Annotated in this window: 9 protein-coding genes; 4 read left to right on the top strand and 5 right to left on the bottom strand. The window is 61.2% G+C overall.

Annotated features, from left to right (window positions below):
- Window positions 1–4: 4 nt before the first annotated feature.
- Window positions 5–829, top strand: coding sequence for an SDR family NAD(P)-dependent oxidoreductase (locus M0H32_RS08010; RefSeq protein ID WP_248153053.1), 825 nt, complete (start codon window positions 5–7; stop codon window positions 827–829).
- A 35-nt stretch (window positions 830–864) separates the two neighbouring features.
- Here the strand turns inward: M0H32_RS08010 and M0H32_RS08005 are convergent, their stop codons facing one another.
- The 3 genes from M0H32_RS08005 to M0H32_RS07995 all read right to left on the bottom strand — a co-directional run bounded on the left by M0H32_RS08005 (window position 865) and on the right by M0H32_RS07995 (window position 11760).
- Entirely contained in the window at window positions 865–2223 is a 1359-nt protein-coding gene (locus M0H32_RS08005) for an aminotransferase class I/II-fold pyridoxal phosphate-dependent enzyme (RefSeq protein WP_248153052.1), read from the bottom strand.
- Window positions 2224–2249: 26 nt separating this feature from the next.
- The gene (locus tag M0H32_RS08000) at window positions 2250–9863 is read right to left on the bottom strand and encodes a type I polyketide synthase (protein WP_248153051.1); all 7614 of its coding nucleotides are present in this window, start codon (window positions 9861–9863) and stop codon (window positions 2250–2252) included.
- Window positions 9864–10221: 358 nt separating this feature from the next.
- Complete coding sequence (locus tag M0H32_RS07995; protein ID WP_248153050.1) at window positions 10222–11760, bottom strand: trimethylamine methyltransferase family protein; 1539 nt, start codon at window positions 11758–11760, stop codon at window positions 10222–10224.
- A 342-nt stretch (window positions 11761–12102) separates the two neighbouring features.
- On the opposite strand from M0H32_RS07995, the gene bmt reads away from it, so the two are divergent.
- Window positions 12103–13128 carry a betaine--homocysteine S-methyltransferase gene (gene bmt, locus M0H32_RS07990; RefSeq protein WP_248153049.1) on the top strand — a complete coding sequence of 342 codons (1026 nt, stop codon included), beginning with the start codon at window positions 12103–12105 and terminating at the stop codon, window positions 13126–13128.
- A gap of 58 nt (window positions 13129–13186) precedes the next feature.
- On the opposite strand, the gene M0H32_RS07985 is transcribed toward bmt, so the two are convergent.
- On the bottom strand, window positions 13187–13681 hold the full coding sequence (locus tag M0H32_RS07985; protein WP_248153048.1) for a hypothetical protein: 495 nt from the start codon (window positions 13679–13681) through the stop codon (window positions 13187–13189).
- 141 nt (window positions 13682–13822) lie between these two features.
- Complete coding sequence (locus tag M0H32_RS07980; RefSeq protein WP_248153047.1) at window positions 13823–14119, bottom strand: putative quinol monooxygenase; 297 nt, start codon at window positions 14117–14119, stop codon at window positions 13823–13825.
- Window positions 14120–14302: 183 nt separating this feature from the next.
- Between M0H32_RS07980 and M0H32_RS07975 the strand changes: the two genes are divergently transcribed.
- A complete protein-coding gene (locus M0H32_RS07975) occupies window positions 14303–15646 on the top strand; it encodes a ferredoxin reductase family protein (protein ID WP_248153046.1) in 1344 nt (447 codons plus the stop codon).
- Window positions 15647–15749: 103 nt separating this feature from the next.
- Window positions 15750–16175 carry a PaaI family thioesterase gene (locus M0H32_RS07970; RefSeq protein ID WP_248153045.1) on the top strand — a complete coding sequence of 142 codons (426 nt, stop codon included), beginning with the start codon at window positions 15750–15752 and terminating at the stop codon, window positions 16173–16175.
- Window positions 16176–16189: the final 14 nt, after the last annotated feature.

The raw sequence follows: 16189 nt of genomic DNA, 5'->3' as shown, positions 1-16189 counted from the left end.
GGCCATGACAGGCGTTCAAGACAGGGTCATCGTGCTGACCGGCGCAAGCGGCGGGATCGGCCAGTCGCTTGCCCGGGAGTTTGCCGGTGCCGGAACCTATTTTGCTCTGATTGCCAGGGACGAAGCGCGTTTGCTGCCCTTGCTGGAGGAAATAAAGGCAGCGGGCAGCGACGGCGAGACCAAGGCAATCGACATTCGCGACCGCGATGCCCTTCACGCCTACCTGAAGGATCTGGACAAACGCCATCCGATTGACCTGGTCATCGCCAATGCGGGCGTGACCGCTGGTCTCGGCCCCAACCGCACACGCGAAAGCGACGCCGACAGCGACCGGCAGATCGACGTCAATTACCGGGGCGTGGTCAACACGGTGACCGGCGCCATCGACGCCATGCAGGCCCGGCGGCGCGGCCAGGTGGTTCTGATTTCCTCGCTGGCAGGGATGCGGGCATTGCCGGACATGCCGAGCTACAGCGCCACCAAGGCCGCGCTCATTGCCTATGGCCATTCCCTGCGCGGCTGGCTGAAGCCGTTCGGGGTTTCCGTGACGATCATTTGCCCGGGATTTGTCACCTCACCGATGTCCGCCCGCCACAAAGGTGCTAAGCCTTTCGAAATGCCGGCGGATCGGGCGGCCAAGCTGATGCGCAAAGCAATCGAGAAACGCAAGGCCTTCTATGCCTTTCCGTTCTTGCTTGCCTTTGGCATCCGCCTTCAGAACCTCCTGCCGGCAAAGCTCGGCGATCTGTTCATGGGCGGCTTTGATGTGGAGATCGAGCAGGATCCGAGGTACCGGGAAGCGGACCGCCGGCAGGAAAATGCCGGCTGAAGCAAACTGCGGCGCTTGTGAGCGCCGCGAAGGGCTTACCGGGCCGCCTTGATCAGGCGATCGACGGCCGTTCCATCCGCGCGCATGGCGTCCAGTTCGGCTGCGGTTGTTTCCACGGCGCGGGCGATCTGCTCTTCCGTGTGCTCGCTGGTGATGAAGAAACGGATCCGCGCAGACTTTTCGGGTACCGCGGGAAAAATGATCGGCAGGGCGTTGATGCCCTTTGCCAGCAAGCGATTGGACAGCGTGGCCGCGCCAGCGGAATCGCCGACAATGACCGGAACAACCGCGTAGCCCGCGCTCGGACCCGTGTTCAACCCGGCTTCCTTGGCCAGCTTCAGGAACAGGGCGCCGTTCTTCTGCAGGCGCTCGACACGATCCGGTTCCTGCTCCAGCAGCTCGGCGGAGGCAATCGCCGCGCCGGCAAGGGCAGCCGACAGTCCGACGGAAAAAACAAACCCCGGAGCGGACACCTTCAGATAGTCGCACAGGACTTTGGACCCGGCGATGTAGCCGCCGCAGGACGAAAATGTCTTGCTGAGCGTACCCATCCACATCTCGACCTCATTGGGGTCGATGCCAAAGTGTTCGGCGATGCCCTTGCCGGTCTTGCCGAGCACGCCGATGGAATGGGCTTCGTCGACCATGAGCCAGGCGTCATAGGCCTGCTTCAGCTTCACGATCCGCCTGAGGTCGGGGAAATCCCCGTCCATGGAATAGAGCCCCTCGACAACAATCAGCACCTTGTCGAATTTGTGCCGATGATCGGACAGCATCTTTTCAAGACCGTCCAGATCGTCATGGGGGAAATTCATTCGGGTGGCGCCGGACAGCCGAACGCCTTCGGCAATCGAGTTGTGCACGAAGGCATCGGTCAGCACCAGGTCGCCCTTGTGCATCATGTGGCCGATCGTGGTCACGTTGGTGGCGTGTCCCGACACCATGACGATGGACGATTCCACACCGTGGATACGCGCCAGAGCGGCTTCCAGTTCCCCGTGGAAGGGCCGCTCGCCCGCGACGATCCGGCTCGCCGATACGCTTGTTCCGAATTGGTCCAGATAGGCCTTGGCGGTCTGGTTGACCTTCGGGTGTCCGTTCAGGCCCAGGTAGTTGTAGGACGCAAAATTATCGTAGTTGCCACCGTTGATGACACTGGTGCCTGCGGCCAGGCCGTCATGCGGCCGGAAAAACGGGTTTTCGATGCCCATCATGTCCGCCGCGGCACGGTGCATCTGAAGCTGCTTGACCTGCGGCAGTTCCTTGAAGTCGTAAACCTTGCGCTTGGGTGCGGCAGCAGCAGGCCGGGCCGCGGTCGATGCGGCCCGACCGCGTGCGGAGCGGCGGTTGGCTTTCAAGCTGTCCATCAGCTTGGCGCGATCATCTGCGCCCATTCCTGTTATTCCTTAAATAACGCCGGTTACAGGAAGGACCCGAGTTCCCGGCTCTTGTTCTCAACTTCTGCGGCAACGTCGGACAGATCTTCCGTTTCCGGCCGGTTGTCGTCCATATGCAGGCTTGCGAGCTGCTGAGTCTCGTCGGAGATGCCCGACGCATTTTCCTCTCCCAGAACGCGATTGGCAACACGTCCGGACAGATCAATCAGCGTTGCGCCGTTGGCGAGCGACATCAGCGGAATGTCGATGCCCAGCTGGCGTTCTGCGCTCATGCGCAGCTCCAGCGCCATCAGCGAGTCCATACCAATGTCCGACAGCGGCTTGTGCGGGTCGATTTCCTCCGGTGCAATCCGAAGGATCTTGCCGATTTCAGCAGCCAGCAGCTTGGCAACCGTTTGCGCCGCGGTGACCTGATCCATACCTTCCAGCATGGCCGCCAGATCGATCACGCCATCCGCACCGGCATCGTCCTCATCTCCGAGGCCCAGCAGGCTGACAAGAGGCGTGCCGACCAGCGCGAGATCCTTGCGGGCAGCCTGCCAGTCGATACGGGCATAGCCAAGGGCCGCGTGCTGGACGTCGGTCCCATCCGGGAGCGCCATAAGTGCCATCAGGCCGTCGAGCGCCTCTTTTGCCGTGAGGGCATGGCGGCCGAGCTTGCGCGACAGCAAATCGTTGACGTCTTCGTTGCGGGCAAGATAACCGGCATCGGAAATGGCGCCCCAGGCGACGGCCAGAGCCGGCCTGCCTTCGGACCGGCGCTTTCGGGCCAGGCCTTCCAGATAACCGTTGGCAGCGACATAGTTCGCCTGGCCGGGGTTGCCGACAAGCGTCGTCGCGGACGAATACAGGACGAAGTGGTCAAGCGGATCGTCCGCAGTCAACTGATCGAGCAGTTCCGCGCCCTGAATCTTCGGTGCCAGAACGCTGGTCAATCCGTTGTGATCCATATTGGCAAGCAGAACGTCGTTCAGCACCATGGCGGTGTGGAAGACACCCTTCAGTGGCTTGCCGTCAGCGCGGATCGCGGCAAGCGCCGTCTTGATGGCGGCAACGTCGGTGATGTCGCAAGCATAGCCTTTGACGGAGACACCGCGTTCGGCAAGCTCGGCGATGACCTGTTGCGCCTCGTCACTGCTGTCGCCACGGCGGCTGAGCACGGCCAGTGAGGTCGCACCGTGATCGGCCAGTCGGTGCAACAGCGCTGCGCCAAATCCACCAAAACCGCCGGCAATCAGATAAACAGCGTTGCTGTCAAACGCGATTTCACGCGCTGCCGGCACAGATTCCGGCGCTTCGGGTGGCCGAATGACGATCTTGCCGATATGGCCGGCCTGCTGCATCAGGCGGAACGCGTCGACCACATCCGGTGCTTCGAACACACGGTGCGGAAGCGGACGGAGTGTGCCGTCCTCGAACAGCTCCACCAGCTTGACGAACAGCGCCTCTGCAAGCTTCGGCTGGCGGGTCAGCAGCTGGTCGGCATCGATGCCGAAATAGGTCAGGTTCTGCCGGAAGGGGCGCAAACCGATGCGGGTGTTGCCGTAATAGTCGCGTTTGCCAAGTTCCAGGAACCGTCCGAAGGGTTTCAGAACATCAATGCTGCGCTCCATCGCCTCGCCGAACAGCGAGTTCAGCACCACATCGACCCCTTCGCCACCCGTTTCCGCCATGACGGCATCTACGAAGGCAAGGCTGCGGGAATCGAGCACCACGTCGGCGCCGAGAAGCGACAGCGTGTTGCGCTTGTCCTCGGATCCGGCGGTCGCGATGATTTTCGCGCCGCGCCACTTGGCGATTTGCAGAGCAGCAAGACCGACACCGCCGGCACCGCCATGGATCAGCACCGTATCGCCTTCGGAAAGCTCGGCAAGATGCACCAGGGCGTAATAGGCGGTCAGGAAAGTCACCGGAATGGTGGCGGCTTCCTCGGCAGACACGGTGCTCGGCATCGGCGCACAGCCGCTTTCGTCCACCGTGACATGGGTCGCGAAACAGGCCGGTGCGAACGTGATCACCTTGTCGCCCGGTTGGAACCTGGTCACATCCGGTCCGACGGAAACCACATGTCCGCAGCACTCCATGCCGAGGGTCGGGCCCGCAAAACCGTCTTCCAGGGCTTCTTCCGGAAGCAGGCCAAGCGCCCACATGACATCGCGGAAGTTCAGGCCGCTGGCTTCAACGGCGATCTCGACATCCTTGCCCGCGATCGGCTTGCGTTCGACGGCCTGCCAGGCCAGCTGGTCAAGCGAACCCTGGCGCAGAATGTCCAGCCGCATGGCCGGGCTGGCGCCTTCGGGCAGGTTTGTGTCGGAAAGGACACCACCGCTCAGGAGACGGATGCCGGAGCGCGTCTTGCTGTCCAGCACAATCTCCCGTTCGCCATTCATGGTGAGGATTTCGTCAGCGACTCGCGCCGCTGCGATCCCGGGCTCAAGGTCCGGAGACACGTCGATCAGCTTCAGGTTCGCGTCAGGGTATTCGTTCATCACGACGCGGCCGAAGGCCCAGATACCGGCCTGGTCCGGCGCGGCAGCCTTGCCGCCGGCAATGTCCTGGGCACCCGCGGGGGCGAGCAGGGACACTTCACCGCTGTCGGCGCCAAGCGCTTTCAGGATCGCCATCAGGCTATAGGCGCGCGAATCCACCGTGGCCAGTGCGTTGCCCGGTTTTGCATAGGCGCCGAGGAGATGGACCACCCGGCCGTTGTGTTCCTTCAGCAGCGTGTTAAGTGCCTCATCCGCCTCTTCCGATTGACGATCGGCATCCAGCGCCGCGCTCCAGATATTGTCGCCGAGTTGCTCGGTAACATCGCCGGGGACGAGCAATGTCGCCCTATGGCCGGTGCGCTCCAGGCAGGCCTTCAAACCTTCGGCCAGGCGATGTGCAGGGCCCTCGGAATCCGTCAGAAGAAGATAGGATTTCTGCAGGTTTTCCGTCTGCTCGCCTTCTTCCGCGTCAACTTCGGTCTGAGCGTCCTGGGTCTCGACAGCCCGGGCACTGATAAGGTCGGCCTCAATCAGCAGGCTCTTGAGCGGCAGTGTTTCCACGCAACGCAGACCGGCGGTCTCGAGCGACTTTGTCCAGTCGGATTGCTGCTTGGACACGGGGAATTCTGCGCTTGCGCTTTCGCTCCACCAATCGGCGCCCACACCCATGATCAGATCCGTCAACGGATGCGGCAAGGCTTCCGCGCCCAGCATGACGCCGCCCGCTACCATGGAACGGGCAAGACGCTTCAGTGTATCGGTGTCGAACTCAGCGAGTGACGTGTCGAACAGGACGATGTCGAAGTGGTTCTCAAAGGTGAAATCGGCTTCCGTCGGTTCGACGAAGGCCGTAGCCGAGCTTCCCTGCCAAAGGCGTTCGCCGCGGCCGACCGCAGATGCGCTCGCATCGGTGACAACGAGCGCCATGTAGGTCGGATCGAGCAGGGCGTCGATGGAAGACGCAAGGCCACCGGTGGCGCCAACAAGCAAGACACGAAGAGCCTGGGTGGCCGGCCAGTCGCCGATCAAGGTCTCGACAGAAGCTCTCAGGGCAGCTGAAAGCGCTCGCTTGCCGGGGGAGGACGACCGGTAGGCTTCGAAAAGGCTGGAAGCGTATTCCTGGCCGGCAGTCTCCACGAGCCCGGTGCGCAAGACATCGCTCAAGCCCGTCCAGAGGCGTGCGAGCAGAGCGGCTTCGGCGATATGCTCGCCGCCGCCGTCCGTCAGCGCCTGCAACAGTTGGGACGCGGATGGATTGCCAGACGGATCCGTCAGCTGGTAGCCGTCGTCGCCTTCCTCGCAAAGACCACTCTCGGTGAGCCAATTCAGCATGCTTGCCGCGAGCGGAACCGCGCTTTCGTGCAAGGTTTCCGCCTCGACCAGGTTCTGCAGGACAAGCTGGCCGTCGCCGTAAAGATCGAACAGTGTCTGGTGCACGATGGTCCGGCCAAGAGCCTCGATCAGCACGCGGCTGTCGTCGAGCTCCTGATCTTCCGAACCGGCCAGGTCCAGCTTGGCCGCCAGTGCCTGAAGTCCCCGGTAGCTGTCGTCCAGCGGCGAAACGCGGTCGCGTTCCGGCAGAATGGTCGCGATCTGGCGATAGACCAGGTCGTCGGGACGTGTGTCTTGGCCAAGAGAAACCGACTTGAATCGGGCCTTGGTCAACCGCGCGACCACCAGGCCGTCTTCGCCCAGGAATTCGAAGCTTGCCTCGATCGAGCGCGGCGAGGCCTTGGTGACTTCGATGCGTACCGACGCCGGATGGGTTTCGGGCGCCAGAAGACGCAGCGCGCCCATGCGGATCGGCAGGAAGGAGGTGTTCTGGGGGACGTTTTCGACGCCGTCTAGCAGCGCGAACAGCCCGTGGAAGCCCGAGTCCACAAGGGTCGGGCACAGCGAGAAGGGATATTTCGAAATGCATTCGTCCTGCGCGAGCAGAGTCACCGTCGCGCTGGTCTTGGAATGCTTGACAACCTTGTCGGCACGCCGGAACGCCGGACCGTAATTGAGCCCGAAGGTTTTCGTGAGCTCGTAAAGCGCCACGTGATCCAGCTCGGCCACGGTTTCCGAGTTTTCCTTCAGCCAAGGAGAACGCGTCGTGGTCGACGGAGTCATGAATGTGCCGCGGGCGTTCAGCGACCAGTCATTGTCCGAAAGGCGCGGCCGGGACAGAATTTCCACCACATGATCGTCCGGTGAAATCCGGACCTGCGTTTCCCAGATCTCGTCGCCCTCGATCACCAGCGGCCGCAGGATGTCGAAATCGCGCAGTTCAATCTGGTCGTTCCGGGACCAGCGCAAGGCGGCCCTGAGGCTCATCTCGATGTAGCCGGCTGCCGGGAAGACGACGCTGTCCTCGACCTTGTGATCGTTCAGGAAAGCCAGGGATCCGCTGTCGATGTGGTTGAACCACTCGGCGGCATCCTGGCGCAGCCGGTAGCCAAGCAGAGGCCAGGTCTGGCCGAACATGAAATCGACCCGTTCCGGGCTGTTTTCCGGACGGAATTCCGTGTTTTGCCATGGATAGGAGGGCAACGGCACAAGCGTGGCCGGCTTCGCGCCAACATACTGCTCGAGGTTGGTTTTGCCACCGTTTGCAAGAATGGTCGCCGCGATCCGGTCCAGCGGGTTGCCGAGGGGAGCCGCTGCCGCTTTCTTTGACGGTTCCTTCAGCGTTTCCAGGAACTTGGCCTTCTTGCCCTTCGCGCGCAGGACATCGTTTATATAGGTGCCCAGAACCGGCTTGGGACCGATTTCAAGCAGCACGGCAAAGTCGTCCATCGCCATGTTTTCTACGGCGGCCGCGAAGCGCACGGGCCGGCGCACATTGCTCCACCAATAGTCGGCCGAAACACTGATGTCGGTTTCGCCCGGCGTGACCGTCGAATAGAACGGCAATTCAGGCGCTTTCGGGGCCAGGCCTTCGAGCGCTTCCAGCAGAGGCTTCTCGATCAGGTCGACCAGGGCACTGTGATACGGGTAGGCCAGATTGAGCCGGCGCATCGCCCACTTCTTCTTGCGGGCAAATTTGGCAAAGGCGTCCAGACTTTCGCTGTCACCGGAAATGGTCACGCTGCGAGGGCTGTTGTCGGCGGCCAGTTCGAGACGCGGCAATCCGCTTTCCGCGATTGCCGCAACCGCAAGATCCGCGGGCTGCAGAAGGGCCGCCATGGAACCGAGGTCGCGGACGACCTCCTGTTCACTGGAACGGGCCCGGATCACCCGGACGGCCTGCTCAAGATCGAGAGCGCCCGAACACCAGGCCGCGGCGACTTCACCGACCGAGTGGCCGGTGGTTCCGTCGGCGGTTATGCCGCGCGCGCGCAGCGATTCGACAATCCCGACCTGAATCGCAAACAGCAGGGGCTGCGCGATCTCGGAGCGCTCAAGATCCGCTTCCAGATCTTCCGCGAACATGGTCGTAACCAGCGACCAGCCACTAAGGGCCATGAACAGCTTGTCGACATTGTCGAAAGCTTTGCGGAAATCCGCGTCGGCCTGGTAGGCTTCCTGACCCATACCGGCCCATTGCGAGCCGTTGCCGGAGAAAACAAATCCGATCTTGGCTTCGGGCTTGATGATGCTGCCGGACACCAGATCCGGCAGATCTTCGCCTTCCTCGGAAAAGGTCCGCAGAGCCGCGAGCTTTTCTTCCCTGGACTTTCCAAGCACCACCAGGCGTTCCGAAAGCAGGTCCCTGGCATGGGCGCTGGTGGCAATCACGTCACCTGCGAGCTCGTCCGAAGCGCTGTCCAGCTGGTCGGCATAGCGGGCAGCCAGATCCTTCAAGGCACCTGTCGAGCGGGCACTGAGGACCAGCGGCGCTTCGCTGGACGTGGACGAACTTTCCTCGGCCACGGGGTCTGCGTCACCGATCACGGCATGCGCATTCGTGCCGCCGAAGCCGAAGGAGTTGACGCCGGCCAGACGACGGTTGCTGGTACGCTGCAGTTCGATGGCCCTGCCGGCCACCTTCAGGTTCAGGTCTTCGAATGGAATGTCGGGGTTCGGGGTCCGGAAATGCAGAGACTTCGGCAGAAGGTCTTCGCGCAGGGCCATGACCGACTTGATCAGACCGACGAGGCCCGATACCGGCTCCAGATGGCCGATATTCGTTTTCACCGAACCGATCGGCAAGGCGTCGCTGCGTTTCTGGCCAATCACCCGTCCAAGAGCATCCGCTTCGGCCGGGTCGCCGACGCGCGTACCGGTTCCGTGCGCCTCGACAAAAGCGAGCGCGGACGGGTCGATGTCGAGCCCTTCGTAGATTTCGCGCAGCAGATCGGCCTGCGCGTATGGGGACGGCAAGGACAGGCCGACGGTCCGGCCATCCGCGTTGATGCCGGTCGCCAGCAATTTGCCGTGGCTTTTTGCGCCTTTCGGCAATCCGGCCCGCGCGGCACGCAAGACCAGCACCGCGCCGCCTTCGGATCTGACGTAACCGTCGCCATTGGCGTCGAAGGCCTGACACAGGCCCGTCGGAGACAGCATGGTTGCACGGGAGAAACCGACAAAGGCAAACGGGCTCAGCAGCAGGCTGACTCCGCATACGATTGCGGTATCGATCTGGCCGCTTTCAATGGCCGACACGGCTTCATGGAGAGCAACGATGGATGACGAACAGGCGGTGTCGACGGTGAAGCTCGGGCCGCGCAGGTCGTAGATGTAGGAAATTCTATTTGAGACGATTGACAGGGTGTTGCCCGTCATGAACTGCATGTCCGCCATCGCCGGATCGACGAGAAAGCGATGGTGATAGTCCAGCGAAGACGCTCCGACATAAACGCCGGTCGTCGTTCCAGCCAGATCGCTCGGGCGGATATTGGCGTGTTCAAGGGCCTCCCAGACGAGCTGCAGCAAGAGACGCTGCTGAGGGTCCATCTGGACGGCCTCCCGCGGGGAAATGCCGAAAAAGGCCGGATCAAATCCCCAGACATCGTCAAGCTGACCTGCAGCCCATGTGTAGGTTTTGCCTGAGGTGCTTTGGGTGGGGTGACCAAATCTTGCCAGCGGCCAGCGATCTTCGGAAACGGAGGTGACCGCACATTCACCGTTTTTCAGAAGCGACCAAAATTCGGCAGAATCTTTGGCTCCCGGAAGGCGGGTGGAATAACCAAGAATATCGATATCGGAGGTAAGCGACGCCACAGACAAACCTGTTTTTATATGATGGGGACCGTCAAGTTATCGAGTGTTATCTGAGGAAAATCAAAACTTTGGAATGCTCATTGCAATATGCTCCCTCAAAATCCGACTCCACTCGGGATGGCTGGTCCCACTACTGCCAAACCGAGCTTATCTTATGGTCCCGGCTGTTTCCACCTGCGTGGTACACGCCGAGCCCGGCATTCTTTATCCTAAGCTGAATAGATGCGGAAGACGCAATGCGCAAAAACTGCAGATCTTCCTCACTCTATCGCGAATTGCTTAATAGGCGGATCAAATCGGCAATTGCAACGTCAAAAAGAAACGCCCCGCTGAGGGCGGGGCGTTTGGGCAGTGGGTTTTACACGTTGCTGTCGGGGAAGGATGCCTTCCTTTCCGTCATGAAGGCTTGCAGGGCTTCGTCGATCCCCGGATCGAGTTCCGGCCCGGTATAGGCTCTAAGCTGTTCCTTCCAACGGGTGTTTGCCCGCCGTGCGGCATCCAGTTCGCCATCCGCCAGCCATTGTTCATAGGAATTGTTGTCGGCGATCGACGAGCGGAAGAAGGCGCTCTCGAAGTTGCGCTGGGTGTGCGCCGCGCCGAGGAAGTGACCGCCGGGTCCGACTTCCTGGAGCGCGTCCATCGCCAACGACTCCTCAGAGATATCGATCCCCTTGGCAAGCACATGCATCATGCCGAGCTGATCGGCATCCATGACGAATTTCTCGTAGGAAGAACACAGGCCGCCTTCGAGCCAACCGGCGGCGTGCAGGCAGAAGTTCACGCCGGATTGGACCGTAGCAAGGATAGTCTGTGCAGATTCCTGTGCCGACTGGGCGTCCGGCACCTTGGAGGCAGTGAACGAACCGCCTGAACGGAACGGCAGATTGAGCCTGCGGGCAAGCTTGGCTGCGCCGTTGAGGAGCAGCGAGCCTTCCGGGCTGCCGAAGGTCGGTGCACCAGACTGCATGGATATGGAGCTCACGAAGGCACCGAACACGACAGGCGCCCCCGGGCGGATCAGCTGGGTGAGGGCGCAGCCGGCCAGCGCTTCGGCCAGCACCTGGGACAGGGTTCCGGCAACGGTCACCGGGCTCATGGCACCGGCGAGAATGAACGGTGAAACGATACAGGCCTGGTTGTGCCGCGCATAAACCTTGAGCGCTCCGAGCATGGTGGCGTCGAAGACCAGCGGCGAGTTGGCATTGATCAGCTGGATCATGACGCAGTTCTGATCGACGAATTCCTCGCCGAACGTGATCTGGGCCATTTTGACGGAATCTTCCGCTCGTTCCGGCGCGGTCACGGATCCCATGAACGGCTTGTCGGAGTATTTGATATGGGAATAGACCATATCGAAGTGGCGCTTGTTCACCGGCAGGTCGACCGGTTCGCAGACCGTGCCGCCAGAATGATGCAGCCACGGCGACATGTAGGCCAGCTTCACGAAATTGCGGAAATCCTCGATCGTGCCGTAGCGACGGCCCTGATCGAGATCGGTAACGAACGGAGGCCCGTAAACGGGTGCCAGCACGAGGTTGTTGCCGCCGATTTCCACATTGCGCGCCGGATTGCGGGCATGCTGGGTGAATTGGGCAGGGGCGGTCTTGACGAGCTCCTGCAACATGCCCTTTTCAAAACGGACGCGCTCGCCATCGACCTTTGCGCCAGCCTTTTTCCAGATCTCCAGGACTTCGGGGTCTTCTCGGAATTCCAGACCGATTTCGGCAAGAATGCGGTCTGTATTCGCCTCGATCTTCTCCGCGCCTTCGTCGCTGAGAATCTCGAAATTCGGTATATTGCGCGAAATATAGGGAACGGCCTGACCGGCGGGACCGGCTTGCCGGCGCTCGCGGCGGGCGTTTCTTCCTCGACGGCCAGATGGGGCGGCGTCTGACATTGTTTTTAGCTCCCAGAAAGATGCGATTTTGTTGCGCGTAGTCTTGATCAGGTGCCTCGACAACCCGGCTCCAGATCCGTCGCGCAATACCTTAAATGCGTCATGTCGCTTTGTTGCTCCATTTTGTCTCTGAAGTCCATTGACTTCGTTACCGGGACCGCCTTAGAGCCGCGATTGCGCCAGACGGGTTCGGCCGGCAGGAGCAAGCTGCGTGGCGGTCACGCCGGCAACGCCGGATTTCGGGACTGCGAAACAGCACATGGATTTTTTTGTGCGGTCTGATATTGCAATTCGACGCTGAGACTCGCGCTGTTCCGTGCAACACAATGAAAGACGAAAGACATGTCCAAGTTCGAAGACCTGCTGGCACAGAAAGGCGCGCTCCTCGCCGATGGCGCGACCGGCACCAACCTCTTTGACATGGGACTTGTGTCCGGTGACGCTCCCGAACTCTGGAACACCGATGAACCGGAGAAGATCAAGGCACTGCATCAGTCCTTCGTGGATGCCGGTTCCGACATCATCTTGACCAACACCTTCGGCTGCAACCGGCATCGCCTGAAACTTCACAACGCCGAGGGGCGGGTCAGGGAACTCAATATGGCAGGGGTGGCACTTGCCCGGGAAGTGGCTGCCACAGTCGACCGCGAGGTCTTGATCGGCGGTTCCATCGGACCGACCGGCGAGCTCTTCCAGCCGCTTGGCGCCCTCAGCTACGAAGATGGCGTCGCTGCCTTCAAGGAGCAGATGGCGGGGCTCGTCGAGGGCGGCGCGGATATCCTGTGGGTGGAAACCATGTCCGCTGTCGAGGAGATGAAGGCGGCGGCGGAAGCGGCTCAGGACTTTGACCTGCCTTTGGTCATTACAGCCAGCTTCGACACGGCCGGCAAGACCATGATGGGTCTTTCGCCGACAGGTCTTGGGGACCTGCAGTCGCAATTCGCCTGCACGCCTGTTGCCATCGGCTCGAATTGCGGCGTTGGCGCTTCGGACCTTCTGGCCGCAATCATCGACATCACCGAGGCCTATCCGGAGGCCATCGTGGTCGCCAAGGCCAATTGCGGCATCCCGCAGATCCGCGGCGATGAGGTCGTTTATACCGGCACGCCGGAACTGATGGCCAAGTACACCCACAAGGCGCTTGATGCCGGGGCACGTATCATTGGCGGCTGCTGTGGCACATCGCCGGTCCATCTGGCCGCCATGCGGGCCGCCCTGGACAACCACACGGCCGGCCTGCGGCCGACGCTCGACCAGGTGATTGCGGAAATCGGTCCTCTGGTGTCACCACCGAACAAGGCGGCCGATGCCGCACGTGCCGAAGACGGTGAGGGCGGCGGCCGCCGCCGTGGCCGCCGCCGCGGCTGACGCCAATTACTTAAAAGGGCTTGCGGTCATCGCGAGCCCTATTCAGCCAAGGCATCAATCAACAGGGCCCGGGGGCGATGGTGTCAAACGCCTTCTTCGTTTCCTTCAGCGTGGCCGAGACAATGCCCATCGGCTGGTAGGGCGGGTCGGTCTGCATGCCGGGATTGGCCATGTGGATCTTGTAGCAGCCGGTAAACACCTGCGTCGTACCGTCAGTCTTTGCCGCCGAGATTGCGACGGGAAGGGCCCAGAAAATCTGTCCGGCACCTGGATCCGGCGCCGTCGCGCCAAACTTGACCGTAACCGTGCCGGTGTCCGAATAGCCTTTTGCCCAGCTGTCGAAATCCGCGGGCGCGGCGCCATCCTGGAAATAACCATAGGCCTGCGCGTAATAGCGGTGGCTGATGGCAAAATAATAGCTCTCCACCAGTTTTTGCGGTGTGGAGCGGTCGTCCAGATAGGCCCAGTCTTCCGAAAATGCCGGCACCGGGGCCACGAGCACGAAAACCAGAGCCAGTTGGAGCAAGGGCTTTTGGGCGCGCATATTGGTCATGATGGCCTCCTGGTGCCAGGGCGCAGTTAAGCGAAAGACGCGCGTGATGGCTGGAAATCCACACATGCGCTCGAATTCACCTGCAAAGCAACTGGCTTGCATCAGCAAGCCGGAAGAGAGTCTGATGCAAATGCTGTGTGTCTATTTCTTCTCGACGGCATCCGGCGAAATGATTTCTACGGATTGCTCGACAATGAGTGGCCCGGCTACCTCCTTCAAGACAGAAATATGCGGTGACTTGAAATGAGCCTCAAGCGCTTCCCGGTCTCGCCAGCGCTCGACGAATACAAGCGTTTCCGGGGCGTTGATGTTTGCATGCAGATCATAGGACAGGCAGCCGTCTTCCTTCTGCGTTTCAACGATACAGGCTTTGCAAGCCTCAAGCAGGGCGTCTCGGTCTTTCTCGGTGGTTTTCAAAGTCGCAATTACGAAGATCATCCATTGGTTCCTGTGTCTTTGCCGGGAGCAATGTCTTCCGACAGTTTTGTAAGCTTCGCAATCCATTCCGCGAAACTTTCATGACGCAATCGAAAGTTTATTGTTTTTGAGACCGGGCATGTTAGGCAGGCGCGAAATCGGTCCCGGGACGGCGCGGGACCTTGGGCTGCAGGGGAGAGGGTCTTGCGGATTTTCGGTTTGGTTTTGATCGCGTTGGCTTGCCTGGCGCCGATTGTCTGGTTTGCCCCGCTGGCTGCCGCGCGCGACCCGATTGCACTTTTCAGCCAGTATCTCGGGGTCGCGGCGCTGATCGTGATGGGGATCAACCAGTTTCTGGCGACACGCGCACCGGGGCTTGAAACCATCTTCGGTCCACTGGACCGGATTTATGTGCTGCACAAATGGCTGGGCGTCATCGCGATGGTCTGCCTGGGTCTGCATGACATCATCGATGCGGAGATGAACGGATTGCGCGGGGGGGCACTTGCCGGGATCGCGGAAGACATCGGCGAAGTCAGTCTCTACGGCCTGCTGATCCTGGTGCTCGCCTCCGTCATCACCTTCATTCCCTATCACCTTTGGAAATGGAGCCATCGGCTGATCGGTATTTTCTTCTTCATGGGCGCGTTCCATTTCTTCTTCATCGAAAAGCCGTTTTCGAATTCGGATCCGCTTGGACTTTACGTCTCCGCCTTCTGTGTCCTCGGCATCGTCAGCTATCTCTGGATGTCGCTGCTGCGGCCGATGGCACCGCGCGGGCATGGCTACACGGTCGATACGGTCCGCCACCTCGGCGGCCTGACCGAGGTGGTGCTTAAGCCGAAGCGACGCGGCCTGCGCCACAAGCCCGGCCAATTCGCCTTTCTGGCGGTCAAGGGCAGCGGCCTGTCCGAAGAACATCCCTTCTCCCTGAGCGGCGCGCCGCGTGAGGACCGAGCCCTGCGCTTTTCGATCAAGGATCTCGGCGACTACACACACCGTCTGCGTCGTGAGCTGAAGGAAGGCATGGAAGCCACGGTTTCCGGTCCGTTCGGTCATTTTACCATGCCGTCCGGGCGGGACCCACAAGTGTGGATCGGCGCCGGCGTCGGCATCACGCCGTTTCTGGCGTTTGCCGAAAGTCTCAAGACGCGGGAAACCGGTCCGGTCAAACTCTATTATTGCGTGCGCGAGAGGGACGACATTCCCTACGCGGTCGATCTTGAGCGGATTGCCGAGGAAGTCGGCGACCTGGAACTGGTGATCGTCAACTCCAACGAAGGCGTTCGCCTGACACCCGAGCGCATCTCCGAAGATCTCGGCGGCTCCGTGCGCGATGCTCATGTGTTCTTCTGCGGTCCGGTCGCCATGCGCAAGGCTCTCAAAACCGGCCTCGTACTGAAAGGCTTGCGGGCCAGCCGGTTCCATTTCGAGCAGTTTGAAATGCGCACCGGCATCGGGCTCAACGCGCTGGCGGCATGGTTGTGGGATCAGGGCATCTACGCCATCGAAAAACGCCGGGCGGCGAAGACACAGCCGGCGGAGTAGGCGAACCCCGGCAAACACGCACTTGCATTCCTGACGGTTTGACCCTTACGTAAAAGCGAGGCGAAAAAATTGTCTTGTTTGAAGAGTGTAGGGGGAGTGGTCAATGCAGCCGGTGATGAAGGGCGACGAGATCATGGATCTGCTGGACGAGGTGTTCCCGCAGATCCACGCGGGCGGGCGGGTCTATGCGATTGACAGCGTCTTGCCTGGTGAGGCCGCGGTCCGTCTCAGCGCCAACGAGCTGCATCTACGGCCTGGTGGCACCGTCTCGGGTCCGTCGATGATGGCGCTCGCCGACCTGGCGGCCTATGTGGTGATCCTGGCCCATATCGGCCCGGAAGCGCTGGCGGTCACCACCAATCTCAACATCAATTTCCTGCGCAAGCCGGAGCCCGGCGACCTGATCGCCACCTGCCGCCTGCTGAAACTCGGCAAGCGGCTGGCCGTAGTCGATTGCGGGATTGCGGGGGAAGGGCAGGAAGACCTCGTCGCACATGCGACGGCGACCTACTCGGTGCCGCCGCGCTAGGTTCCCACAGGCCT

This window comes from Roseibium sediminicola (genome assembly GCF_023156505.1).
GTDB classification, from domain to species: Bacteria; Pseudomonadota; Alphaproteobacteria; order Rhizobiales; family Stappiaceae; genus Roseibium; species Roseibium sediminicola.
This window is presented reverse-complemented; position numbering and strand designations above follow the sequence as displayed.

Excerpts from the sequence above, each read along its gene's own strand:
- M0H32_RS08005 (WP_248153052.1), bottom strand. The coding sequence starts at position 2,223 with ATGGGCGCAGATGATCGCGCCAAGCTGATGGACAGCTTGAAAGCCAAC.
- M0H32_RS07995 (WP_248153050.1), bottom strand. The coding sequence starts at position 11,760 with ATGTCAGACGCCGCCCCATCTGGCCGTCGAGGAAGAAACGCCCGCCGC.
- M0H32_RS07985 (WP_248153048.1), bottom strand. The coding sequence starts at position 13,681 with ATGACCAATATGCGCGCCCAAAAGCCCTTGCTCCAACTGGCTCTGGTT.
- M0H32_RS08010 (WP_248153053.1), top strand. The coding sequence starts at position 5 with ATGACAGGCGTTCAAGACAGGGTCATCGTGCTGACCGGCGCAAGCGGC.
- bmt (WP_248153049.1), top strand. The coding sequence starts at position 12,103 with ATGTCCAAGTTCGAAGACCTGCTGGCACAGAAAGGCGCGCTCCTCGCC.
- M0H32_RS07980 (WP_248153047.1), bottom strand. The coding sequence starts at position 14,119 with ATGATCTTCGTAATTGCGACTTTGAAAACCACCGAGAAAGACCGAGAC.
- M0H32_RS07970 (WP_248153045.1), top strand. The coding sequence starts at position 15,750 with ATGCAGCCGGTGATGAAGGGCGACGAGATCATGGATCTGCTGGACGAG.